21 protein-coding genes and 1 tRNA gene are annotated in these 22,650 nt (G+C 64.5%); 11 read left to right on the forward strand and 11 right to left on the reverse strand.

The genetic code is table 11. From position 1 onward, the window contains the following. Positions 1-142: 142 nt before the first annotated feature. Positions 143-1,333 carry a M24 family metallopeptidase gene (locus LB515_RS27505; RefSeq protein ID WP_224611225.1) on the reverse strand — a complete coding sequence of 397 codons (1,191 nt, stop codon included), beginning with the start codon at positions 1,331-1,333 and terminating at the stop codon, positions 143-145. A 333-nt stretch (positions 1,334-1,666) separates the two neighbouring features. Here LB515_RS27505 and LB515_RS27510 point away from each other — a divergent pair, with 333 nt between their 5' ends. The 6 genes from LB515_RS27510 (at position 1,667) to LB515_RS27535 (ending at position 7,714) form a co-directional block, all read left to right on the forward strand. After that, positions 1,667-3,277, forward strand: coding sequence for an ABC transporter substrate-binding protein (locus tag LB515_RS27510; protein ID WP_224709586.1), 1,611 nt, complete (start codon positions 1,667-1,669; stop codon positions 3,275-3,277). 273 nt (positions 3,278-3,550) lie between these two features. Next, entirely contained in the window at positions 3,551-4,537 is a 987-nt protein-coding gene (locus LB515_RS27515) for an ABC transporter permease (RefSeq protein WP_224709587.1), read from the forward strand. Further along, positions 4,534-5,364: an ABC transporter permease gene (locus tag LB515_RS27520; protein WP_224709588.1), complete on the forward strand. Its 831-nt coding sequence runs from the start codon at positions 4,534-4,536 to the stop codon at positions 5,362-5,364. Before LB515_RS27515 ends, LB515_RS27520 begins: the two co-directional genes overlap by 4 nt. Then, positions 5,361-6,371: an ABC transporter ATP-binding protein gene (locus LB515_RS27525; RefSeq protein WP_318012652.1), complete on the forward strand. Its 1,011-nt coding sequence runs from the start codon at positions 5,361-5,363 to the stop codon at positions 6,369-6,371. The genes LB515_RS27520 and LB515_RS27525 overlap by 4 nt, the downstream gene beginning before the upstream one ends. Then, on the forward strand, positions 6,368-7,144 hold the full coding sequence (locus LB515_RS27530; RefSeq protein ID WP_224709589.1) for an ABC transporter ATP-binding protein: 777 nt from the start codon (positions 6,368-6,370) through the stop codon (positions 7,142-7,144). Before LB515_RS27525 ends, LB515_RS27530 begins: the two co-directional genes overlap by 4 nt. Positions 7,145-7,207: 63 nt before the next feature. After that, positions 7,208-7,714, forward strand: coding sequence for an L-2-amino-thiazoline-4-carboxylic acid hydrolase (locus LB515_RS27535; RefSeq protein WP_224709590.1), 507 nt, complete (start codon positions 7,208-7,210; stop codon positions 7,712-7,714). Positions 7,715-7,719: 5 nt separating this feature from the next. Here LB515_RS27535 and LB515_RS27540 read toward each other — a convergent pair whose 3' ends face one another. The 3 genes from LB515_RS27540 to LB515_RS27550 all read right to left on the reverse strand — a co-directional run bounded on the left by LB515_RS27540 (position 7,720) and on the right by LB515_RS27550 (position 11,303). Continuing rightward, positions 7,720-8,508, reverse strand: coding sequence for a DeoR/GlpR family DNA-binding transcription regulator (locus tag LB515_RS27540; protein WP_224709591.1), 789 nt, complete (start codon positions 8,506-8,508; stop codon positions 7,720-7,722). Positions 8,509-8,631: 123 nt separating this feature from the next. After that, positions 8,632-9,930, reverse strand: a complete 1,299-nt coding sequence (locus tag LB515_RS27545; RefSeq protein ID WP_224709592.1) for an NAD(P)/FAD-dependent oxidoreductase — start codon at positions 9,928-9,930, stop codon at positions 8,632-8,634. A gap of 2 nt (positions 9,931-9,932) precedes the next feature. Next, entirely contained in the window at positions 9,933-11,303 is a 1,371-nt protein-coding gene (locus LB515_RS27550) for a glutamine synthetase family protein (protein ID WP_224709593.1), read from the reverse strand. A gap of 489 nt (positions 11,304-11,792) precedes the next feature. On the opposite strand from LB515_RS27550, the gene LB515_RS27555 reads away from it, so the two are divergent. Next, the gene (locus LB515_RS27555) at positions 11,793-12,233 is read left to right on the forward strand and encodes a GFA family protein (RefSeq protein ID WP_224709594.1); all 441 of its coding nucleotides are present in this window, start codon (positions 11,793-11,795) and stop codon (positions 12,231-12,233) included. 18 nt (positions 12,234-12,251) lie between these two features. Here LB515_RS27555 and LB515_RS27560 read toward each other — a convergent pair whose 3' ends face one another. From LB515_RS27560 to LB515_RS27580, 5 genes are all read right to left on the reverse strand, one after another. Beyond that, positions 12,252-13,013 carry an SDR family NAD(P)-dependent oxidoreductase gene (locus tag LB515_RS27560; RefSeq protein ID WP_224709595.1) on the reverse strand — a complete coding sequence of 254 codons (762 nt, stop codon included), beginning with the start codon at positions 13,011-13,013 and terminating at the stop codon, positions 12,252-12,254. 11 nt (positions 13,014-13,024) lie between these two features. After that, positions 13,025-13,837 (reverse strand): ABC transporter permease, encoded by an 813-nt coding sequence (locus LB515_RS27565; RefSeq protein ID WP_224709596.1) that lies wholly within the window; start codon positions 13,835-13,837, stop codon positions 13,025-13,027. Beyond that, positions 13,837-14,700, reverse strand: a complete 864-nt coding sequence (locus tag LB515_RS27570; RefSeq protein WP_224709597.1) for an ABC transporter permease — start codon at positions 14,698-14,700, stop codon at positions 13,837-13,839. The genes LB515_RS27565 and LB515_RS27570 overlap by 1 nt, the downstream gene beginning before the upstream one ends. 77 nt (positions 14,701-14,777) lie before the next feature. Then, on the reverse strand, positions 14,778-15,941 hold the full coding sequence (locus LB515_RS27575; RefSeq protein ID WP_224532099.1) for a PotD/PotF family extracellular solute-binding protein: 1,164 nt from the start codon (positions 15,939-15,941) through the stop codon (positions 14,778-14,780). After that, positions 15,922-17,058, reverse strand: a complete 1,137-nt coding sequence (locus LB515_RS27580; RefSeq protein ID WP_224532100.1) for an ABC transporter ATP-binding protein — start codon at positions 17,056-17,058, stop codon at positions 15,922-15,924. The genes LB515_RS27575 and LB515_RS27580 overlap by 20 nt, the downstream gene beginning before the upstream one ends. 116 nt (positions 17,059-17,174) lie before the next feature. Here LB515_RS27580 and LB515_RS27585 point away from each other — a divergent pair, with 116 nt between their 5' ends. From LB515_RS27585 to LB515_RS27595, 3 genes are all read left to right on the forward strand, one after another. Further along, a complete protein-coding gene (locus tag LB515_RS27585) occupies positions 17,175-17,984 on the forward strand; it encodes a helix-turn-helix transcriptional regulator (protein WP_224709598.1) in 810 nt (269 codons plus the stop codon). 129 nt (positions 17,985-18,113) lie between these two features. After that, entirely contained in the window at positions 18,114-18,812 is a 699-nt protein-coding gene (locus LB515_RS27590; RefSeq protein WP_140845066.1) for a GntR family transcriptional regulator, read from the forward strand. Between the two features lie 232 nt (positions 18,813-19,044). Next, positions 19,045-20,400 (forward strand): glutamine synthetase family protein, encoded by a 1,356-nt coding sequence (locus LB515_RS27595; RefSeq protein ID WP_224633703.1) that lies wholly within the window; start codon positions 19,045-19,047, stop codon positions 20,398-20,400. Between the two features lie 19 nt (positions 20,401-20,419). Here the strand turns inward: LB515_RS27595 and LB515_RS27600 are convergent, their stop codons facing one another. Beyond that, a complete protein-coding gene (locus LB515_RS27600; RefSeq protein ID WP_224709601.1) occupies positions 20,420-21,061 on the reverse strand; it encodes a ThuA domain-containing protein in 642 nt (213 codons plus the stop codon). Positions 21,062-21,373: 312 nt separating this feature from the next. Here LB515_RS27600 and LB515_RS27605 point away from each other — a divergent pair, with 312 nt between their 5' ends. After that, complete coding sequence (locus LB515_RS27605) at positions 21,374-22,225, forward strand: NmrA family NAD(P)-binding protein (RefSeq protein WP_224709599.1); 852 nt, start codon at positions 21,374-21,376, stop codon at positions 22,223-22,225. Between the two features lie 69 nt (positions 22,226-22,294). On the opposite strand, the gene LB515_RS27610 is transcribed toward LB515_RS27605, so the two are convergent. Then, positions 22,295-22,371, reverse strand: a tRNA-Met gene (locus LB515_RS27610). Positions 22,372-22,650 lie beyond the last annotated feature (279 nt).

Below are 22,650 nucleotides of genomic sequence, written 5' to 3' on the forward strand. Positions count from 1 at the left end.
AAGGTGGCGCTGCGAAGCAGCGACGGATTGGGGGAACCACCTGGCAATCAAGCCTCAGGTCGATCACTCACGCCAGTTACGGAAGATATGTGCATAGCGTAGCGCAACCGGGGAGAAGGTGCCCGAAGCGCCGACCTTCTCCTTAAGAAATCCCGCCCCTGTTCCACCCACGCCCGCGGTCGCCGAACATCACATAGCCGGCGTCAGTGACGGCCACCGTGTCCTCCAGCTTGATGAAGCCGCGCGACGGATGAAGCATGGTGGTCTCGACCGACAGCACCATGTTCTTCTCCAGCGGCTTTGCCGCATAAGTACCTTCATAGGCGACTGGGTGATTGGTCATCAGGAACGGCGCCTCATGCGTGATCAAGCCCATGCCGTGCGCGAAGAAATCCGTGTAGGCCGCGACCTTCGAGGCCTTCAGCACGCTCTCGGCATGCGCGATCATGTCGCCGCCCAGCGTGCCTGCCTTGACCTTGGAAAAGGCGGCCTGCTGCACCGCTTCGACCTCGGCCAAAAGATCTTCCAGCTCGGCATCCGGCTCGCCGAGCACGCCCATGCGGCAGAGGTCGCCGATATAGCCGTGGTAGTTGCCGCCGGAATCGATCGACATCACCTCGCTCTTCTTCCAGGCCTGGCTGGACGCCGCGCGATTGTGGCTGGAACCAAGCGTCAGCAGGCAATATTCGAAATGCGCGCCGCGATTGGTCTCCTCGCGCCTGAGCTGCTCGATGATGTCGGTTTTGCTCGTGCCCTCGCGCGCCCAGGCGATCGTTGCCAGCATGGAATCGGTGATCAGCTCGGAGGCGATGCGCAGCTGTTCGAGTTCCGCCTCGGTCTTGATGGCGCGCATACGCTCCAGCATGTCGGTCGCGTCGATCAGCTTTGCATCCGGCAGCGCCTTGCGGATCAGCGTGTAGGCATCCGACGGCAGGAAGGCCGGCTCGATGCCGATGCGGGCGGCTTGCTTGCCGATCTGCTTGAGATGCTCCACCGCCAGATTGGCGGCATCGAGCGTGCCCCAGCAGGCGGCGTGCAAGGTCGGCGTCCAGAACGGATGGTTCTGGTGTTCGCCGCCTTCCATCTTGTTGCCGATATAGGCCGCATGTTCCGGCCCGCCCTTCTCGTAAAGGACGATCGGCAAATAGCGGCTGTGACCGATGGCATCCATCGCCGCGAAGAAGATGAACTTGTAGCCGCCGAGCAGATATTGCGTGTTGTGCTTGGAGGTGGCGAAGAGCACGTCGATGCCGGCGTCTTCCATCAGCCGATCCACCCGCGCCTGATCGAACGGGACATTGCTGACCTCGGTTTTGCCCGGAGCGATGTTCATCTGCCTCTCCCTATCTTTGTCGGCCGCAGGAGCGCCGAAAGTCATGATGTATGGCTGTTGGCCAAGTCTGCATCTTTTTGGCCACTCTGGTCCAGCCAGAATTGATCACTTTCCCGCCAAAGCCGGTTTCCGTCCAAATCCCGATCGCGCTTGTCTGTAATCTGGTCCTACCAGATAAGAGCATGAGAGCCTCTTTTGGCTGGCTGGTCCAGCGGACGGAAATTTCAAAGCCAAGCCATGATGCGCCAAATCCGTCTCTGGCGAAACCTTTGCCAAGGCCCATAATCACCGGATTGCCGCGCCTGCCACGGCGCGAAGAGGGGAGTTTGAGCGATGTCCGAATTGACGATTTCACGCCGCGGCCTATTGGCCGGCTCGGCGCTGCTGCTGGCCTCCACCGCGCTTCCGACCATCGGCCTTGCGCAGACGCCCAAGAAGGGCGGCCGGCTGATCGTCGCCGCGGATTCCGAACCGCGCAACCTCAACCCGGCGATCGTCGCTTCCAACGGCGTCTTCTTCATCTCCAGCAAGATCGTCGAGACGCTGGCCGAAGCCGCCTTCGACGGCAAGGACGGGCTGCAGCCGCGGCTCGCGCTTTCCTGGGAAGGTGCGGCCGACGGCCTGTCTGTCACCTTCAAATTGCGCGACGGCGTCAAATGGCATGACGGCAAGCCCTTCACTTCCGCCGACGTCGCCTTCTCGGCGCTGCAGATCTGGAAGCCGCTGCAAAATCTCGGCCGCACCGTGTTCAAGGACCTGGAGGCGGTCGACACGCCGGACGAACTGACCGCGATCTTCAAATTCGCCAAGCCGACGCCGTTCCAGCTGATCCGCAATGCGCTGCCAGCGCTGTCGAGCGTCGTGCCGAAGCACCTCTATGAGGTGGGCAAGATCGAGGAAAACCCGGCCAACAACGCGCCGGTCGGCACCGGTCCGTTCAAATTCGCCGAATACAAGGCCGGGCAATATTACCGGCTGACCCGGAACGACGCCTATTGGGGCAAGGACGAGCCCTATCTCGACGAGATCGTCTACCAGGTGCTCCCTGATCGCACGTCCGCCGCAGCGGCGCTCGAGGCGGAAGAGATCCAGCTCGCCGCCTTCTCCGCCGTGCCGCTCGCCGACCTCGACCGCATTTCCAAGGTGCCAGGCCTGAAGGTCATCACCAAGGGCTATGAGGGGCTGACCTACCAGCTCGTCGTCGAGATCAACCACCGCCGCAAGGAACTGGCCGATCTGAAAGTGCGGCAGGCGATCGCGCATGCCATCGACAAGGATTTCGTCGTCAAGACGATCTTCCTTGGCTACGCCGCGACCGCCACCGGCCCGGTGCCGAAGAACGATCCGCAATTCTATACCGCCGACGTCCCGACCTATCCTTTCGATGTCGCCAAGGCCAATGCGCTGCTCGACCAAGCCGGCTACAAGCGCGCCGACGACGGCAAGCGCTTCGCGCTGAAGCTGTTGCCGGCGCCTTACTTCAACGAGACGAAGCAGTTCGGCGATTATCTGCGCCAGGCACTCGCAGCGATCGGCATCGACGCCGAGATCGTCAACAACGACTCCGCCGCGCACATCAAGGCCGTCTACACCGACCACGCCTTCGACCTCGCCGTCGGCCCGCCGGTGTTCCGCGGCGACCCGGCGATCTCGACCACCATCCTGGTGCAGAGCGGCATTCCCGACGGCGTGCCCTTCTCCAACCAGGGCGGCTACAAGAACGCCGAGCTCGACGCGCTGATCGCGAAAGCATCGGAGACGCTGGATACAGCGGCCCGCACCGAGCTCTACAAGGAGTTCCAGAAGAAGGTGGCGGCCGACCTGCCGCTGATCAACGTCGCCGAATGGAGCTTCATTTCCGTCGCCCGCGATACGGTCGGCAACATAGCCAACAACCCGCGCTGGGCAGTATCGAACTGGGCGGACACCTATTTGGAATCGTGACACACTCGCGCGGATGAGAGTTCGCGACAAAGTAGGAATTTGGCCAGAGGCCGCATTCCTTCACACCCCCCTCTGTCCTGCCGGACATCTCCCCCGCAAGGGGGGAGATCAGCAGCTTGTCCGTCCCGCCAGTTCTGCAACGTTAGAGATTGGCGAAGCCGTCGATGACAGCCAATCTCCCCCCTTGCGGGGGAGATGTCCGGCAGGACAGAGGGGGGTGCCTGGGCTCGGCATTTCTTATAGCGAGCCTTTCTTCAAACCTTCGAGGCGCGCATGAGCCGCGCCCTCCGCCTCCTGCGCCGCCGCGTCGTCGGCAGTGTCTTCGTGCTCCTCATCGTCGTCGTCGGCAGCTTCCTGCTGCTCGAAGCCGCTCCCGGCGACGCGGTCGACGCCTATATCGTCTCGACCGGCGGCGATGCCGGCATGATCGAATTGCTGCGCCACCGCTGGGGTCTCGACCAGTCGGAGCTGACGCGCCTCGCCAACTATCTCTGGGCGCTGCTGCATCTCGACCTTGGCCAGTCCGTCACCTTCTCGCGGCCGATCCGCGACGTCATCCTCGAGCGCCTGCCGACCACGCTGATCCTGATGGGCAGCGCCACCGCGATCTCCTTCGGCCTCGGCTCGGCGCTCGGCATCTATGCCGGCGCCAGACCCGGCAGCGTCCGCGACCGCTTCCTTTCCATCGGCTCGCTTGCGCTTTATGCCGTGCCCGGCTTCTGGCTCGGCCTGGTGCTCATCGTCATCTTCGCCGTCGACCTGCGCTGGCTGCCGATCGGCGGCATCGAGACCATCGCTTCAGGCAAGACCGGACTTGCCCGCGCCGTCGACATCGGCATTCATCTCGTGCTGCCGGTGTCGGCGCTCGGCTTCATCTATCTGGCGCTCTATCTGCGCATGATGCGCGCCGGCATGGCCGAGGCCTGGCGGCAGGACTTTATCCTCGCCGCCCGCGCCAGGGGCCTGCCCCGCCGCCGCATCGTGCTTGCCCATGTCGCCCGCAACGCGCTCCTGCCGCTGGTCACCATGCTTGGCCTGCAATCGGCGCAGATGCTGGGCGGCAGCGTCGTCATCGAAAGCGTCTTTGCCGTGCCTGGCCTCGGCCGCCTGGCGCAGGAAGCCGTCGCCGGGCGCGACACGCCGCTGCTGCTCGGCATCATCCTGGTGAGCGCCGTCCTGGTCGTCGTCATCAACCTTCTCGTCGATCTCGCCTACGCTGTCCTCGATCCGCGCGTCGGCGCCGGCGAGGCAAGCGCATGAACCGCCTGCATCGTTTCTTCCGCACGCCGGAAGCAATCGCCGGCGCAATCATCCTGGCCTTGCTCGTTGTGGTGGCGCTGGCGGCGCCGCTGCTGTTTCCCGGCGACCCACAGGCCATCGCCGGACCGGCGCTGCTGCCGCCGTTCCAGGACTGGTCGCTGCCGCTCGGCACCGACCGGCTCGGCCGCGACGTGCTGACCGAGCTGTTCCATGGCGCCCGCACGTCGCTGGCGGTGGGGGTGGCGGCGGCCGCCGCGGCGCTCCTGATCGGCGCGGTGGTCGGCACTTTGGCCGGCTTCGCCGGCGGCCTGATCGACGAAGTGCTGATGCGCATCACCGACGCCTTCCAGACCGTGCCGAGTTTCCTGCTCGCGCTCGCTTTCGTCAGCATCGTCGGGCCTTCGCTCGGCATCGTCGTCGCGGCGATCGCGCTCGGCGCCTGGACCGGCCCCGCGCGCGTCGCCCGCGCAGAAGTGCTGTCGATCCGTGAGCGCGACTATGTCGCCGGCGCCCGCGTCATCGGCATGCATCCGCTGGAGATTGCGTTTCGCGAGGTGCTGCCCAACGCGCTGCCGCCGGTGCTGGCGCTATCCTCGGTGATCGTGGCCGCCGCGATCCTCACCGAGGCCGCGCTCTCCTTCCTTGGCCTGGGCGATCCCAACCGCGTCACCTGGGGCGGCATGATCGCCGAAGGCCGCGCGGTGCTGCGCACCGCACCTTTCCTGTCGGTCGTTCCCGGTATCGCGCTGGTGCTGACCGTGCTCGGCGTCTACCTCGCCGGCGAAGGCGTTGTGGAGAGCACCGCTGTGCGCAGGAGCCTGTCGTGACCGCGCTGCTTTCGATTCGCGATCTTTCGGTGGGCTATCGGCGCGACAGGGTCGAGGTGCCAGCGCTGAAAGGCTTCAGCCTGGATGTGAAAGCCGGAGAGCGCCTGGCGATCATCGGCGAGAGCGGCTCGGGCAAGAGCACGCTGGCGCTGGCGGTTGCGGGATTGTTGGCGGGGTCTGCAAAGGTTGAAGGTTTGATCGGATGGAAACAATCGAACCTTCAATCGCCTCATTCCTTCGCGCCCCCCTCTGTCCTGCCGGACATCTCCCCCACAAGGGGGGAGATCAGCAGTTCCGCTGCCGGCTCTCCCCATGCAACGCCGGCGATTGGCGAAAGCGGCCGCGACAGCTCAATCTCCCCCCAAGTGGGGGAGATGTCCGGCAGGACAGAGGGGGGCGCCGTAGAGCGCCAGCCCTCTCGTCCTCGCGATACCATCCCCCTCCTCGGCCGCGACATCGGCTCCGTCTTCCAGGACCCCTCTTCCAGCCTCGATCCGGTCATGCCAATCGGCAAGCAGATCGCCGAAGTCATCCACACCCATCTCGGCCTCAGCTGGCCTGACTCCTTCGCCCAAGCCAAAACCCTCCTCGACCGCGTCCGCCTTCCCGACCCCGAAGCCGTCCTCCACGTCTACCCGCACCAGCTGTCCGGCGGCCAGAAGCAGCGCGTGGCCATCGCTGCGGCAATTGCTGCCGGACCAAAACTCCTGATCGCCGACGAGGCGACCAGCGCGCTCGACACCATCGTCCAGGCCGAGATCGTCGCCCTGATCCGCAGGCTGGTGGCCGAGGACGGCATGACGCTGCTTTTCATCAGCCACGACATCGCGCTCGCCGCCACGCTTGCCGATCGCATCGCGGTGCTGCGCCACGGCGAATTGGTCGAACTCGGCGAGACCGATCAAATCCTCAACGCGCCGCGCCATGCCTATACGCGCGCCCTGCTCGATGCGCATCTCGGCCTCGACGCCGAGCCGCTGCTTGACCGGCAAGGCGCCTCGGCATGACCGTGCTGGCCGTCTCCAGTCTCGCCAAGCGCTACCGTCGCGGCGGCAAGCCTTTCGCGGCGGTCGACGACGTGTCATTCGAGATTGGCCCAGCGGAAACGCTGGCGCTCGCCGGCCCGTCAGGCAGCGGCAAGTCGACAATCGCGAGGCTGGTGCTACGGCTGATCGAGCCCGATGCCGGCCGCGTCGAGTTCGAAGGCGCGGACTTCCTCGCGCTGTCGGGCGCCGCGCTGCGCGCCCGCCGCGCTCGCATCCAGATGGTGTTCCAGGATCCGCTCGCCGCCTTCAATCCGCGCGCCACCGTCGCGCGTGTGCTGGAGGATCCGTTGCGCATCCATGGCATTGCCCCACGTGCGGAGCGCCCGCGCCGTATCGCGGCACTGCTGGAGCGCGTCGGCCTCGATGCCGGCCTCGCGGCTCGTGCCATCCATGAGATTTCCGGCGGCCAGCGCCAGCGCGTGGCGATTGCCCGCGCCATGGCGACGCGGCCGGCGCTGATCGTGCTCGACGAGGCGGTGTCGGCGCTCGATGTTTCTGTGCGCGGCCAGATCCTGGAATTGCTGCTCGACCTGCAAAGGCAGGAACGGATCGCGTATTTGTTCATTTCGCATGATCTCGGCGTCATCCGCGCCGTGGCACATCGAGTCGTCATCCTCGACGCCGGCCGGATCGCCGAGAGCGGCGATGCCCGCGCCGTCATCGCCGACCCGCGATCGGCGATTGGCAAGGCGCTGGTGGCGGCGACGCCAAGATTGACCAGGAACCGACCATGATCCTCCAAAGTGGGAATCGGTTTGCGGACAGATCATGGCCAAACGACAAAATCAGGACCCAGCATGACCGATCCCGAAGCAGCCAGAGCCGAAAAACTGTCGCGCGAGCTCGACTCCGCCTTCCGCAACCGCGCCGATCTCTACCGCCTCTTTCTCGACGAGCTGACCGCCGAGCTTGGCGCCGAGAAAGCCGAGGCGGTCATGATCCGCACCATCGAGAAGCGCGGCCGGGAAGTCGCGGCTGCGGCGTTCGCCGATTTCGGCCCCAATGATGCGCCGGCGATCGGCGAAGCCTTTCTGGCGGTCAGTCCGGATGGCGGGCGCATGTATCCGACCGATGTCGAGCGCGGGCCTAGCCACATCGCCTTCAAGGTGAAGCGCTGCCCGCTGAAGGATGCCTGGATCGAGGCCGGCGTCGGCGAGGAGAAACTCGCCACGCTCTGCTGCATCGCTGGCGCCTTCGACCGCGGTTTGTTCGAGGCAACCGGCGTGCGCTTCGCCAATGTCACCTGGACGCCGGGTCATGGCTCCGGCTGCTGCCATATCGCGCTGACAAACCGCGACGCTTAACCTATTCAGCTCTCGGCAAACACGTGCAGCTCGCCGCCTGCTTCGTCGATCGCCGCGCGCATCTCGGCTGCCGGCTCGCTGTCGGTGACGACATCGGAAATCTCGCTCAGCGCGCAGACGCGTTCGAGGCCGCTGCGGCCGAACTTGTCTTTGGTCACGACCAGCATGGTCGACAGCGACCGTGCCATCATCGCGCGCTTCACCGCCGCCGCGCCCGAGATCATGTCGCTCGGCCCTTCGGCGTTCAGCGCCGAGGCGCCGATGATGGCGACGTCGGCATTGTAGCGGCGCACGAATTCCACTGTGTCCTCGCCAAGTACGGCCGCCTCGCGGCTGTCATAGGTGCCGGGGCAAAGGATGACGCGGAAGCCCGGATTGGCGCCGGCCACCGAGGCGACGCCGACGGAGTTGGTGATGATCGTCAGGTCCCGGCCGTGTTGCGAAAGGCTGCGCGCGACTTCATAGGTGGTCGATCCGCCGTCGATCATCACGATGCTGCCTTTCTCGATCAGTCCGGCCGCACCTCGTCCGACACGGGCCCGCTCCTCGACCATTGTGAGGCCGCGTTCAGCAATCACCGGTTCCGACGTCACCAGCGAAATGGTGGCACCGCCATAGGTACGGTTGATGAGCCCGGCATCGCCAAGCTCGATCAAGTCGCGGCGGATGGTCTCCCCGGCGACGCCGATGCGGCGCGCAAGCTTCGAGATGCGGATCGATGCCGAGCGCCGCACCTCCGACAGGATCAACTCGTGGCGCTCCTTCTTGGTCAGCCGGCCCGGCTCGATGTTCATCGCTCTTCCTAGCTATGACACCGAAGATTCGTCCCCGGCGCCGCCAGACATTAGCCACGCCGGGGAAAGGAAACCAGCCTAGGATCTGCTGCAGGCCGGCCTCACCTGAATATCGATAGATCCTTAATGCCTTAAGCGATCGCGCATGGCATACCACAGCATGCCGAGCACATAGAGCGGGCCGCGCAGCGCCGTGCCGCCCGGGAAGGGCAGCGGCGTCAGCGCCGAGAACAGGTCAAGCCGCGAGGCATCGCCCGTGATCGCTTCCGCCAAGAGCTTGCCCGACAGCGTCGACAGGACGACGCCCTTGCCGGAATAGCCATGCGCGAAATAGACCTCGCCGTAATTCCCGACATGCGGCAGGCGCGACGTGGTGATGGAGACCAGTCCGCCCCAGGCATGATCGATGCGGCAGCCCTTGAGCTGCGGAAAGGTCTTTTCCATATGCGGCCGCACGAAGCCGGCAATGTCGGCCGGTGGCGACGGCGTGTAGCGCTCGCCGCCGCCGAACAGCAGGCGTCCATCCGCCGACATGCGGTAGTAGTTGACGACGAACAGCGTGTCCGAGACGGCGACATCGGCCGGGATGACATGGCGCTCGCCCAACGGCTCGGTGGCGACGATATAGTTGCCGACCGGCATGATGCGGCTGTTGACACGCGGCTCCAACCCCTTGAGCAGCGCATCGCCGGCCAGCACCACATGCCTGGCGCGGACCGAGCCCTTGTCGGTGAACACCCGGATGGACGGTTCGCGCTCCAGCCGCACCGCGACCGAGTTCTCATGAATGACGACGCCGGCGGCGGCAGCGGCGCGGGCAAGCCCCAGCGTGTAGTTGAGCGGATGCATGTGGCCGCCGAGCCGCTCGAACACCGCGCCCTGATAGGGCGTGTCGACCATCTGCCGCGCCTCAGCCGCCGACAGGATCTCGACATCGGTGAAATTCATGACCTTGGCGAGGCATTCGGCCTCTTCCTCGAAGTCGCGCACGTCCGAGGCGCTGACCGCGCCGACCAGATGGCCGGTCAGGCGCAAGTCGCATTCGACGCCGTGGCGCTCAATGATATCGAGCACCAGCCTGCGCGCCTCGAAAGCCAGATCGAACAGCGCCTTTGCCCGTTCCGCCCCAAAGCTTCTGACCAGGCCCCTGGCGCCCTTTCGCAGGCCTGGGATCATCTGGCCGCCATTGCGGCCCGAGGCGCCCCAGCCGATCTTGCCGCCTTCGAGCAGCACCACTTTAAGACCACGCTCGGCCGCATGCAGCGCCGCCGACAGACCCGTGCAGCCGCCGCCAACCACCACCAGATCGGCCTCGACATCGCCGGCAAGCGCCGGATGGTCGAGCGCCGGATTGGCGGTGGCGACATAATAAGACTTGTCGATGTCGAGACCGGAATTGAAACCTGTTGAACGCGAAGCCATGCTTACACCTTGAGCAGAAGATGGTCGCGTTCCCAGGACGTCACGACGCTCTGGAACAGGTCGAGCTCGACGCTCTTCACGCGCAGATAGGTCTGGAAGAAATCCTCGCCGAGCAGCGCCCGCACGGGCTCGCAGGCGGCGAAACGATCCAGCGCTTCCTCCATCGTCTTCGGCAGGGTGCTCTTGCTCTTATAGGCGTTGCCGAAGGCCTCCTCCGAGCGCGCAAGCTTCTCCTCGATGCCGAGATAGCCGGCGATCAGCGAGCCGGCCATGGCGAGATAGGGGTTGGCGTCCGCTCCCGGCAGCCGGTTCTCGATGCGGCGCGCGGCGCGGCCGCCCAGCGGCACGCGCAGGCCGCAGGAGCGGTTGTCGTGCGACCATTCGATATTGGCCGGCGCGCTGTGGCCGGGCCGGATGCGCCGGTAGGAATTCGCATGCGGCGCGAACAGCGGCATGATTTCAGGGATATATTTCTGCAGGCCGCCGATGAAGTGCACGAACATCTCGCTGTCCTCGCCGTCTCCGCCGGCAAACAAAGGCTCGCCCTTCCTGTCGACGATCGACATGTGCAGATGCATTGCGCTGCCCGCCTGCGCGGCGATCGGCTTGGCCATGAAGGTGGCGTGCATGCCGTTGGCCTGCGCGATCTGCCGCGCCAGGCGCTTGAATAACAGCACCTGGTCGGCAAGCGTCACCGGATCGCCATGCAGCAGATTGATCTCCAGCTGCGCCGTGCCGGATTCGTGGATCAGCGTCTCCACCGGCAAGCCGGTGATGGCGGCATGCTCATAGAGCTGCCGCGTCACCGTTTCGAATTCCTCCATCGCCTGCATGTCGTAAGGATGCTGCACGCTTTCCGGCCTGCCGTTGCGCCCAACCGGTGCGGTCAAAGGCTGATCGGGGTTGGGGTTGGGCGCCGTCAGATAAAACTCGAGCTCCGGCGCCATCACCGCACGCCAGCCGCGCTGCTCATAAAGGTCGAGCACGGCTTTCAGCACATGGCGCGGCGAGGCCATCCACGGCCGGTCGTCCATGTGGAACGTGTCTGCGAAAACGTAGGCTTTGCCGGCGCTGCCGGGCGCAAGGCACAGGCTCGAAACGTCCGGCACCATGCGCATGTCCGGATCCTGGTAGGCGAAGCCTTCGTCGATGGAGCCGGAATAACGGCCGTCGATGGCGACCAGGAAGGCGCTGCTCGGCAGATAGAGCGCGCGGTCGTCGAGCGACTTCAGGAACTTGGCCATCGGCAGGGTCTTGCCGCGCAGCACGCCGTTGACGTCGGGCACGAAACACTCGACTTCGTTGATCGCGTGCGTTTTCAGCCAGCTTTGCGTGTCCGCGCCGGGAAATGAGGTGTTCAGATTGTCAGGCATTGGTCATGTCCGTACGAAGGAGAGATCGCTTCGGCGGGCATGTCCGTTCCGGTAGGGCGTTATCTAAGCTGCGTTATCCGAGGACGGGCGCCCGCCTGTTGACCGGCCGAAGGCCGGGTCAGCGCGCCTTGCACCCCTTCGGTCCAGCCGTCGCGAACGACATGCGAGCCGACCTTGGTCTCCTCCGCGCGCTGCAGGTTCTCGTGGCGGCAGCAGCGCATGATCAGCGGCGCTCCGCCAAAGCGCGCGCCGTTGCGGCCGCAACTGGAAACGGCCGGGTGGTGGAAAGCCTTTCTACCGCTCGCATGACAAGCCTTGTCGAGAACCTGGCATGGTTTGGCCGATCGTTGCCCGCAGCGCAAGCCTGCGCATGAAACCGCTGCCCGTTGTTGGCCCAAACAGGCGGAGGGAACCGGTTACCTGCTTGTGCTGTTCCCATATGCGCCGCAGGCCGACAGAACGATTTCCGAAACAACCAGGAGCGATCCGATGGAAAGCAGGAGCGATACGGGCGCATGTTTTTGCGGAGCGGTTGCCGCCGAGATGCAGGGCGATCCGTTCTGGATCTGCTTCGATCATGATGATGACTGCCGCCGCGCGATTGGCAGCCCGCTGACCATCTGGGTCGGTTACCGGCCGGACCAGTTCCGCTTCACGCGCGGAAAACCCCGGAGCTTCTCGAGGACGAAAGGTGTCGTTCGCACCTTCTGTGAGAAATGCGGCACCTCGATCACCTATCGCGACGAAGCACTGAGCGACGAACTCTATGTCACGATCGGCTTCTTCGATCATCCGGAGCGGTTCAAGCCGCACGCCCACGCCTATTGGCGCCTTCGGCTGCCTTGGCTGGAGTTTGCCGACGATCTGCCGCGCATCGACACCTACTCGCGGCGCCGCGATCCGGCATTCGGAAATCCGAACGACCGGTAGGCGATTTGCCAAGGCGCCTCAGCCGATACTCTCGCCGCCGTCGACCACCAGCGCCTGGCCGGTCATGAAAGACGAGCGATCGGAGACGAGGAACAGGATCGCCTCCGCGATCTCCTCCGCGCTCGCCCAGCGCCCCATCGGGATCTTGGTGCGGACATAGTTTTCGATCGCGTCGCGCCCGCCCATCTGGGCGATGAACGGCTCGTTGAACGGCGTGTCGACCCAGCCCGGGCAGAGTGCATTGATGCGCACATTGTGCTTGGCATAATCGAGCGACATCTGCCGGGTCATCGCCACTACGGCATGCTTGGAGGTGGCATAGGCGATCATCTCCCGGTCGTAGAACACGCCGGAATTGGACGCCGTGTTGAGGATGACACCGCCTCCTTGCGCGATCATCGCAGGCATGACGGTCTTGGCCGCCAGGAATTGCGCCCGCACATTGATGCGCCAAGAGGCGTCCATCCCGTCAGTGCCCACTTCCGTCAGCGTGCCGCCGACTTGGATGCCGGCATGGCTGTGCAGGATGTCGATCCGGCCGTGCCTGCCGAGCGTTCCCTCGATGAGGCCTTCGACGGCCGTATCGTCGCCGACATCGGTGGTGACCGCCTCGGCCCGGCCGCCAGCCCCGCGGATGTCGGAAGCGGTGGCTTCGCCGGCCGCGGGATCGCGGTCGGCAATGACCACATGCGCCCCTTCCCTGGCCATGATCATCGCGCCGGCGCGGCCGATGCCCGACCCGGCGCCCGTCACCACGGCGATACGGTCTTTCAGGATCATGGATTGGTCTCTCAAGGCGATGGCTTTCGCCGGCCGAGCTGCCATTGCGCGAGCAGCACGAGCAGGACCGACGCGCAGAGCACGATCGTGGCGATGGCATTGATCTCCGGCGTCACGCCGCGCCGGATCGAGGCGAAGACGTAGATCGGCAGCGTCGTCTGAGCGCCGGCGACGAAGAAGGCGATGATGAAGTCGTCGAAGGAGAAGGTGAAGGCGAGCAGGAAGCCCGCGATCACCGCCGGCATGATCTGCGGCAGCACGATCGAGTGGAACGTCGTCAGCGGCGTGGCGTAGAGATCGCTCGAAGCCTCGACCAGATTGCGGTCGAGGCTGCTCAGCCGCGTGCCGACGATCATCGTCACCAGCGCCATCGAGAAAAGGCCGTGCGCGGCGATGATCGAGCCATAGCCCAGCGAAAGCCGCGGCGGCTGGTCTGTCGGCCAAAGCGAAGCGAGGAACGGATTGACGACGGCGAAAAGCTGCACCAGCGCCACCAGCGTCGAGATGCCGATGACGACGCCTGGCACGACGATCGCCGCGCCTAGCAGCGCGTCGAACAGAGCCCGGGTCCGTGCGCCGACGCGCTGCAGCCCAAGCGCCGCGGCGGTGCCGCAGAAGGCCGCGAGCAGCGCGCTTGTCGTGGCGATGAACAGGCTGTTCTTCAGCGCCTCGACCAGGAAGGGATTGGACAGCGCCTTGCCGTACCATTGCACGGAAAAGCCGGTGAACTCGCTGGCGTGGTGGCCGGCGTTGAAGGAGAACAGCACGACCAGCGCGATCGGCAGATAGAGGAAGGCAAAGACGGCAACGACGAAGGCGCGCATCAGATCAGGTCCACCCGGCGTGCGCCCGAGAGCCGGGTCGAGATGCGATTGGCGACGATCAGCACCACCACCGAGACCAGCACCAGCGTGATGGCGATGGCCGATCCGAACGGCCAGTTGCGCGATTGCAGGAAGAGATCGACCAGCGCATTGCCTATGAAGAACACCTTGCCGCCGCCGAGCAGTGTCGGGATCAGATATTCGCCGAGCAGCAGGATCATCACCAGCGAGAAGCCGGTCATGACGCCGGGCAGCGACAGTCTCAGCGTCACGCCGAGGAAGGTCGACAGCGGCGTAGCACCGAGATCGGCGGAGGCCTCCAGCAGCCGCCGGTCAAGCCGTTCCAGGCTGACATAGATCGGCAGGATCATCAGCGGCAGGTAGCCGTAGACGATGCCCAGCAGCACCGCGCCCGGCGTGTTGATCAGCCTGAGGTCCTCTATGCCGACATAGGCGAGCAAAGCCGGGATGCCGCGCCCGCCAAGGATATACATCCAGGCATAGGTGCGCATCAGAAGGCTGGTCCAGAACGGGATGACGATCAATGCAAGCAGGATCAGCCGCCAGCGCCGCGGCGCGCGCAGCGCCAGATAATAGGCGACCGGATAGGCGACGAGCAGGCAGGCAAGCGCGCCGGCGGGCGCCAGCACCATCGTGTTCCAGAAGGCGGTCGCTCGCGCCGGCAGGTTGGCGTATTGCGCGAAGGTCAGCGCGGCCTGGTAGCCGCCCTCCGGCGCCCGCTCGCCGACACTGAAGATGGCGATGGCGACGAAGGGCAACACCAGGAACACGACCAGCCACAGCGTCGCCGGGGCGAGCAGCAGCGCCGTCACGAGATTTTTACGAGAGAGAGTGCGGCGCATCGGGAAAGCCGGTTGGGAGCCGGCGGACTCTCGTCCGCCGGTCGCATTGTCTGGTTCTGGTTTGTTGCCGGTCCCGCTCAAGCCGACTTGAAGCGCGCCATAAGCTCGGCGCGGCCCGGATCGGTCAGCGTCGCGGCGGCGCCGAATTCGAGCGGTTTCAACAGGTCGGCCGCCGGATAGAGGATCGGGTTGTCGAGCACTTCCTTTGGCAGCAGCGCGTTGACGCGCGCGTCGGTCGAGGGGGCGCCATTGGCCAGATGCTCCTTCACCGCCACCTTCGGGTTCATCAGGTAGTTGAGCAGCGCATAGCCGGCCGGCTTGTTCGGCGCGTCCTTCGGGATGGCGTAGAAGTCGGTCCAGATCTCGCCGCCCTCCTTGCCCAGCACATAGGCGATCTCGGGAATATCGCGATGGAGCTGTGCCCCGTCATTGGTCCAGCACATGGTCATCCAGGCATCGCCGGCGCGCATTCCCGGCTGGTAGTCGCTCGACACCGCGAACAGATGCGGCTTGACCTTCAGCAGCAGTTCCTCGGCCTTGGCCAGCTCGTCCTGTTTCAGCGAGTTGAACGAATAGCCGTAATATTTCAGCGCATTGCCGATCGTGGTGAGCTGATAGTCATGCACCATGGTACGGCCGTCGCCTTCCGCCATGGCCGTGTCCCAGAACTCCTTCCAACTCGACATCGGCTTGGCGAGCTTCTTGGTGTTGACCGCGAAGCCGGTCGTGCCCCAGTTCTTCGGCACGGCGTAGATCGTGCCGTCGATCGTGCCTTCCGCCGTGAAGCGCGCATCTTCCGACTTGCCGTCGAAATTGCCGAGCTTGGCCATGTCGAGCGCCTCGATGATGCCGAGCTTCTTGTAGGTCGAGATGGTGTAGTTGGTGGGCACGAACAGGCTCCAGCCCGAGCCGCCGGCCTGCAGCTTGGCCAGCATCTCCTCGTTCGAGCCGAAGACATTGACCTCGACGGCGACGCCGGTCTCCGCCTTGAAGTTCTCGAAGGTCTGCGGGTCGTGGTAGTTCGGCCAGGTGGCGATCGACATGCGGTCGCCGAGGTTCTCGGCGGCGAAGGCGGGTGTCGGCATGATACCGAGCTCACGCGCCATCACGGCGGTGGCGACACCGAGCCCGGTGAGGCCGAGGAAGTCGCGCCGGCTGATCGAGCCGCGCTTCAAACGCATCAACTGGTCGACGAATTTATCGGGGCTTATCGGCAGTCCGTCACGATAGGATTTCGGCATGTTGGTCTTCCCTCTGGTTTGTCCCGTTATTGTTGGCGTGCGGAAACGCCAGCGGCGCTCCGGCGGCAAAGCCGATGGCGACGGGTTCGCCCGGCTTGAACAGATTGCCTTGGCCGATCACGTGATCGGCCTTGGCGAGCAGCGATCCGATTCCCTGGACTTCGATGGCGTATTCGGCTGTCGAGCCCAGGAAGATCCGATTGCGCACGATGCCTTTCAAGGCACCGCCCCCGGGCGCCGAAAGGCTGAGCGATTCCGGCCGCAAGCTGACGGAGACGGCTTCGCCGCGGCTGAGCGGCACCCGCTTGCGCGCCGAAATCACCGTGCCGTCGGCAAGCGCGACATCGACAAGGTCACCCGAGAGCCCGGCCACCTTGCCGCTGAGAAGATTGGTCTTGCCGACGAAGTCGGCGACGAACAGGTCGGCCGGCTCGTCATAGATCTCGCTCGGCTGCCCGAGTTGGACGACGCGGCCGCCATTCATGACGCAGACGAAGTCGCTCATCGACAGTGCTTCCTCCTGGTCGTGGGTGACCAGCACGAAGGTGATGCCGATCTCGCGCTGCAGGTTCTGCAGCTCGATCTGCATGTCGGTACGCAGCTTCTTGTCGAGCGCCGCCAGCGGCTCGTCGAGCAACAGCACCGCCGGCTTGTTGACCAGCGCGCGGGCGAGCGCCACGCGCTGCTGCTGGCCGCCGGAAAGCTCGTGGATCTTGCGGCGCCCGTAGCCGGCGAGCTGCACCATCGAAAGCGCCTCGCCGGCCCTTAAGGCGATCTCGCGCGACGACAGGCGCGGCCTTGCCTGGCGCAACCCGTAGGAGATGTTCTCCTCGACATCGAGATGCGGGAAGAGCGCGTATTGCTGGAACACCATGTTGACCGGCCGCCGGTAGGGCGGCGTACCGGCCATGTCGCGGCCGCGGATCAGCACCTGGCCCTCGCTCGGCTGCTCGAAGCCGCCGATCATGCGCAGGCAGGTCGTCTTGCCGCAGCCGGAAGGCCCGAGCAGCGCGACGAAGGCGGAAGGCGGGATGGCGAGGTCGATGCCGCTGACCGCCGTGACGGCGCCGTAGCGCTTGGTGACCGCGCGAAATTCGATATCGGGCACTGCAGTCAAGCCAAGGCTCCAGCGACAGCGTGAGGCAATGCCTTGACGCTAGCAGAGGCAATGCACCTGGTATATACCTCGCAGGTGGTATATTTAGCCGATTTTATCGTTTAGAGGGGTATGGATTGGCTACCTCCCGCAGTGACGACTACAATGCCTTGGCCGCCGTGATCGCCGCGTCGCGCGAGACCGGCGACCATTTCGGCAGGGCGATCGTCGGCTGGCTCAGCGGACATGTCCGTTTCGATCACTGCGTGATCTTCGGCTATCGCGGTGCCGCGCGGCCGCCGCTCCTGTTCGAGACCTTCTCGCCGGCGGAGAGCCACATCTTCGTCGCGCTCTATCAGGACGGGCCCTATCTGCTCGACCCGTTCCACCACGCCGCGGTCGAGCGCAAGGAGGGTTTCTGGCGCATGCGAGAGCTCGCGCCGGACCGCTTCTATGCCAGCGAATATTACCGCTCCTATTACAGCCAGACCAAACTTGCCGAGGAGGTCGGCTTCTTCGTGCCGCTAGCCGGCAAGGACGCGCTGGTGCTGTCGCTGATGCGGCTGCGCGCCACTGGGCCGTTCGGAACGGCGGATGCCAGGCTGCTGCGTGACATGGCGCCGGCGGTGATCGGTTTCTGCAAGCAGCGCTGGCCGTCACTGCCTGCCGATGAGGTGGCGGCCCAACCCTCCGGCGAAACCTTCGCGATGACCAACGAACTCGACCGGGCGCATATCTGGAAGAGCCTGTCCTTGACCTCGCGCGAAAAGCAGGTCGTCGACCTGGTGCTTCAGGGCCACTCCACGGAATCGATCGCCAGGGCGCTGCGCATCGTTCCGGGGACCGTCAAGGTCCACCGCCGCAACATCTATCGCAAGCTCAAGATCAAGTCGCAGGCGGGTCTCTTCGCGCGCTTCGTCGAGATCATCGACGCGCGGATCGGATAGCAACGCCGGCCGCCCTTGCGGCGGTTCGCGTTGAGCGTCTATCGTGCGGCCGAAACGATCGCCCAACTATCCCGGCGGCGGATCAGGTGACGAGACAGATTTCAGGACGAGTGAAGCAGCGCATCGCCAATGGTCGACAAATCGCAATTCGGACTGACCGCTGTCGATACCGTTCCGCTGCATGAGAAAGTCTATCTGGAACTGGTGCGGGCGTTGATGTCGGGGCAGCTCCAGCCCGGCCAGAAGCTGACCTCGCGCAAGCTTGCCAAGGAACTCGGCACCAGCGACATGCCGGTGCGCAGCGCCTTCATGCGGCTGCAGGCGCTGAGGGCACTGAGCCCGATGCCGAACGGCAGCGTCGAGGTGCCGCTGATTTCCGCCGACCGCTTCCAGCAACTGACCGCCGTACGCACGATCCTGGAAGGCACGGCCACCGAGCTCGCGACAAAACTCATTAACGGCAACAATCTGCGTGCGATCCGGCGCCACTGCGCCGAACTTACCGAAGCCGCCCGCGGCGGCGGGATCGAAAACTATCTGCGCAAGAACTACGACTTCAAATTCTCGATCTACCGCCATTGCGGCAACGAGCAGATGATCTTTCTGATCGAGACGGTCTGGATGCAGGTCGGCCCATTCCTACGAAATCTGCACATCGGTTTCGAGGATGACCTGGCCGGCATTCTCGGCATCGACTATCACGAGGAGGTCGTGGCGGCGATCGAGGCTCATGACGGCGAAAGGGCGCGGGCCGCGATCGTGCGCGATATCGCCGAGGGCGCGGCCCACATCCTCGGCCAGGTGAAATTTCCAGAACTGCGCCACTGAGAGGCAAGCGGGCCTCCGAATCCGGCTTGGCTTTCGCCGATCGGGCCGCTATGTTGCGATCGCAGATCGCACAATGTGGACCTGAAATGCCTCCCGATATCCCGGCTAATGACTTGAAAACATGAAGGAAAATCGCTCGGCATCAGCCGTGCTGGCCTTCACGAACTCACAAGCCGAAAATTGGATATCGTAGCCGACAGGGCTACAGCACCCAGAAAAACAGGGGCTGGAATTGAGCGATGCGATTGCGGACGTTTTGAACTGGCTGGACAGCAGGAAGGACATCCAGAGCCTGCGGGCGGCGGTGTGCGACCTGAACGGAATCATGCGCGGCAAGCGCATTCCGGTCGAGCAGGCGCGCAAGGCGCTCGAAGGCAAGCTGCGCATGCCCTACTCGGCCATCGGGCTCGACATATGGGGCGAGGACATCGAAGGCAACGCCCAGGTGTTCTCGACCGGCGACGCCGACGGGCTTTGCCATTGGACGGGGCGCGGCATATTGCCGGTCAACTGGACGGCACACCCGACGGCGCTGTTGCCGGTCTGGTTGGCGGACGACAGCGGCGCGCCCTACCTTGGCGATCCGCGCCGCGCGCTGGCCCGCATCCTCGACCGGTATGCCGCGCTAGGATTGACGCCCGTCACCGCGACCGAGCTAGAATTCTACCTTGTCGACCCGACGTCGCAGCGGCCTGTCGGACCGGTCTCGCCGGTAACCGGGCGGCGCCTCGATTCCGACGCGGCGCTCTCGATCGATGAGGTCGACGACTTCGAAGCCTTCATCCACGACATCTATGAAGCCTGCCGCATGCAGGACATTCCGGTCGACACCGCGATTGCCGAGAACGGCGTCGGCCAGTTCGAGATCAACCTCAACCATGTGCCCGACGCCCTGCGCGCCGCGGACGACGCCGTGCTCTTCAAGCGCACCGTCAAGGGCATTGCCCGCAAGCATGGCTTCGCCGCCTGTTTCATGGCCAAGCCCTATGGCGAACGCGCCGGCAACGGTTTCCATGTCCATTTCAGCGTCCTCGACAGGCAAGGCCGCAACATCTTCGACGACGGCTCGGACCAGGGTTCCGACGCTATGCGCCATGCGGTTGGCGGCCTGCTTGCCGCGATGGCCCAAAGCACGCTGGTGTTTGCGCCGCATTTCAATTCCTACCGCCGGCTGCGGCCGCGATCCTATGCGCCGACGGCCGTCGCCTGGGGTTATGAAAACCGCATGGTGGCGATTCGCATTCCAGGCGGCCCGTCGGCCGCACGCCGCATCGAGCACCGCGTCTCCGGCGCTGACGCCAATCCCTATCTGGTGCTGGCGGCGATTCTCGGCGCGGCTTTGATCGGCATCGAGCGCCAGCTCTCGCCCGGTGAGCCGACCGGCGGCGAAGGCCAGGGGCTGACGCTCGCGAAGCTGCCGCCGGATTGGGCCTCGGCGATCGCCGCCTTCGAGGCGGGCCAGCGTGTCGCCGAGATCTTCCCTGACGTGCTGCGCGACGCCTTCGTCGCCTGCAAGCGCCAGGAACTGAACACTTTCGCGCTCAACGTCAGCGACTTCGAGATCGAGACCTATCTCGAAAGTGTTTAACCGACCTCGAGCCGGTCGCTCAGCGTGCCGCCCACGCCAGCCCTCGGCGCAGGATGGTGCGCATCTGCGGGACCTCGAACTCCGCGGCCACATGACCGAGCGAGGAATAAAACACGCGCCCCTTGCCGTGCCGGCGCTTCCACACCACCGGCATGACGACGCCGCCGATCCACGGCGCGTGGTCGCCGGAAAAAGTGGTGGTCGCCAGCACCTCGTTGGATGGATCGACATGCATGTAATACTGTTCGGAGCGGTAGGCGAAATCCTCGATGCCTTGCATGATCGGGTCGTCGCGCCGCACCACGTTCACTTGATAGTCGATGATGTTGCCGGGATGCGCGACCCATTGGCCGCCGCACATGAACTGGTAGTTCGTTGATTCGCGAAAAGCGTCGCCCATGCCGCCATGATAACCGCCGAGGCCGACGCCGTTTTCGACCGCCTCGTTCAGGTTCGCCTCTTCGGCCTTGGTGAGCTTGGACATGGTATAGATCGGCACGATCAGGCTGAGATCGGCGATCGCCGGATCGGCAAAAGCTGCCGTCGTGTTTTCGACGCGCACGGCAAAGCCTTCTTCCTCGAGCATCGCCTTGACGGCGCGCGCGCCGGCTTCGGGTTCATGCCCTTCCCAGCCGCCCCATACGATCAGCGCTTGCCGCATCTTTGTCTCCGTCAGTTTGGTTGCGTTCATTCGAGATCGCCAAGGGCGAATACTTGCGGGGATTTCGGACGTTAATGCACGTCAGCAAAAAGCCGGGGCGAGTCTACCCACAAATGGGTTTGCGACGAAACACGAAACCATTCGAACGCGGCGCGCCTTCGCGCCAACTCATCTTATGCGGCCTGTTGAAGCCTTACCCGAAAAATATGTCGGCGGGGAGGTGACATCCCGGTCGCGGGAACCAGATTGGGTCGAGGGCCACTGGTGCCCGGACAGATCCGTGATCGTCACGAAACGCACAGGAACATGATCATGATGATTCTCGCCTTCGGTGCAGCGGGAAATTTTGCGGGCAGCGTCATTCCCGCCCTTGCCGCTCGGGGCGCGCGCGTCCGTGCCTTCGTCCGCAAGCCTGAGCAGGCTGAACTGGTACGCCGTCACGGCGCAACCGAGGTTGCCATCGGCGATCTGCGCGATCGTGCAGCTTTGGATGGGGCGCTCAAGGATGTGGGCGCCGTCTTCTATATCGCCCCAGCCTTCATTCCCGCCGAGGCTGATGTGGGAAAGAAAGTCGTGGAGGCCGCTATCGACGCCGGTGTGCGCCGGTTCGTGTTCTCGGCCGTGATCCACCCGGTGCTTTCGGACCTCGTCAATCATGCCGCCAAAGCGCCGGTCGAGGAGGCGGTTCTCAACTCCGGCCTAGAATATACGTTCCTCCATCCGGCGCGCTACTTCCAGAACTACGCGGCATTCTGGCCCAAAGTCGTGAGGGAGGGCGTGCTTGCGGAGCCCTGGTCGTCCGGGACACGCTTTTCGCTGGTCGACTATCGCGATGTCGCCGAGGTCGCCGCGATAGCCCTGACCGAAGAGCGGCTGCTTTTTGGAACGTTCGAGCTCTGCGCACCTGGGCAACTTAACCGCCTCGATGTCGCTGCGCTGATGAGCGATGTGCTGGGCCATGAAGTTAGGGAGCGCCGCGATCCCGATGTGCTCGGCGATGTTCCTCCCGGCTTGCGGGCGATGTTCGATCACTACGATCGCCACGGCCTGCTCGGCAACCCACTGACGCTACGTGCGATCTTGGGCCGGGAGCCGCGGTCGCTGCGTGCTTATTTGGAGGAATTGGCGCAAGGCGATCCTGCCCGATCCGGCGAGCAAGGATGAACAGCCGGCCCCCATGCCACCCCAGCCGAATACAAAAACGGCCCGCGTTGAGCGGGCCGTTTTGTTGTTTGGTTGCGGGGACAGGATTTGAACCTGTGACCTTCAGGTTATGAGCCTGACGAGCTACCGGGCTGCTCCACCCCGCGTCAACTACGAGCAAGCGTTTGCTTGCGAACACGAGCAAGCGTTTGCTTGCGTCCTTGGAGGTAAGTGCGACCTTACCGGATTCAAGAGCCGCCAAATGAAAGGGCCGCTTGCGCGGCCCATGATCCCGTTTGGCGGGCCTTAAGATCGTAGAGAGAAGATTGTCTTCATCCGGATCCTGTGGATCTGGAAGTGAGCTGAACATGCGCTTTGCAGACCTGGCAGCGACCTACTCTCCCGCGTCTTGAGACGAAGTACCATCAGCGCTGGAGCGTTTCACG

This window comes from Mesorhizobium sp. CA15 (assembly GCF_020165215.1).
Lineage (GTDB): Bacteria > Pseudomonadota > Alphaproteobacteria > Rhizobiales > Rhizobiaceae > Mesorhizobium.

Bases quoted from the DNA above. Each gene is read 5' to 3' on its own strand.
- LB515_RS27575 (WP_224532099.1), bottom strand. From the start codon at position 15,941: ATGCCGAAATCCTATCGTGACGGACTGCCGATAAGCCCCGATAAATTC.
- LB515_RS27590 (WP_140845066.1), top strand. From the start codon at position 18,114: ATGGTCGACAAATCGCAATTCGGACTGACCGCTGTCGATACCGTTCCG.
- LB515_RS27565 (WP_224709596.1), bottom strand. From the start codon at position 13,837: ATGCGCGCCTTCGTCGTTGCCGTCTTTGCCTTCCTCTATCTGCCGATC.
- LB515_RS27535 (WP_224709590.1), top strand. From the start codon at position 7,208: ATGACCGATCCCGAAGCAGCCAGAGCCGAAAAACTGTCGCGCGAGCTC.
- LB515_RS27550 (WP_224709593.1), bottom strand. From the start codon at position 11,303: ATGCCTGACAATCTGAACACCTCATTTCCCGGCGCGGACACGCAAAGC.
- LB515_RS27570 (WP_224709597.1), bottom strand. From the start codon at position 14,700: ATGCGCCGCACTCTCTCTCGTAAAAATCTCGTGACGGCGCTGCTGCTC.
- LB515_RS27560 (WP_224709595.1), bottom strand. From the start codon at position 13,013: ATGATCCTGAAAGACCGTATCGCCGTGGTGACGGGCGCCGGGTCGGGC.
- LB515_RS27545 (WP_224709592.1), bottom strand. From the start codon at position 9,930: ATGGCTTCGCGTTCAACAGGTTTCAATTCCGGTCTCGACATCGACAAG.
- LB515_RS27510 (WP_224709586.1), top strand. From the start codon at position 1,667: ATGTCCGAATTGACGATTTCACGCCGCGGCCTATTGGCCGGCTCGGCG.
- LB515_RS27520 (WP_224709588.1), top strand. From the start codon at position 4,534: ATGAACCGCCTGCATCGTTTCTTCCGCACGCCGGAAGCAATCGCCGGC.
- LB515_RS27505 (WP_224611225.1), bottom strand. From the start codon at position 1,333: ATGAACATCGCTCCGGGCAAAACCGAGGTCAGCAATGTCCCGTTCGAT.
- LB515_RS27600 (WP_224709601.1), bottom strand. From the start codon at position 21,061: ATGCGGCAAGCGCTGATCGTATGGGGCGGCTGGGAAGGGCATGAACCC.
- LB515_RS27540 (WP_224709591.1), bottom strand. From the start codon at position 8,508: ATGAACATCGAGCCGGGCCGGCTGACCAAGAAGGAGCGCCACGAGTTG.
- LB515_RS27530 (WP_224709589.1), top strand. From the start codon at position 6,368: ATGACCGTGCTGGCCGTCTCCAGTCTCGCCAAGCGCTACCGTCGCGGC.
- LB515_RS27605 (WP_224709599.1), top strand. From the start codon at position 21,374: ATGATGATTCTCGCCTTCGGTGCAGCGGGAAATTTTGCGGGCAGCGTC.
- LB515_RS27515 (WP_224709587.1), top strand. From the start codon at position 3,551: ATGAGCCGCGCCCTCCGCCTCCTGCGCCGCCGCGTCGTCGGCAGTGTC.
- LB515_RS27555 (WP_224709594.1), top strand. From the start codon at position 11,793: ATGGAAAGCAGGAGCGATACGGGCGCATGTTTTTGCGGAGCGGTTGCC.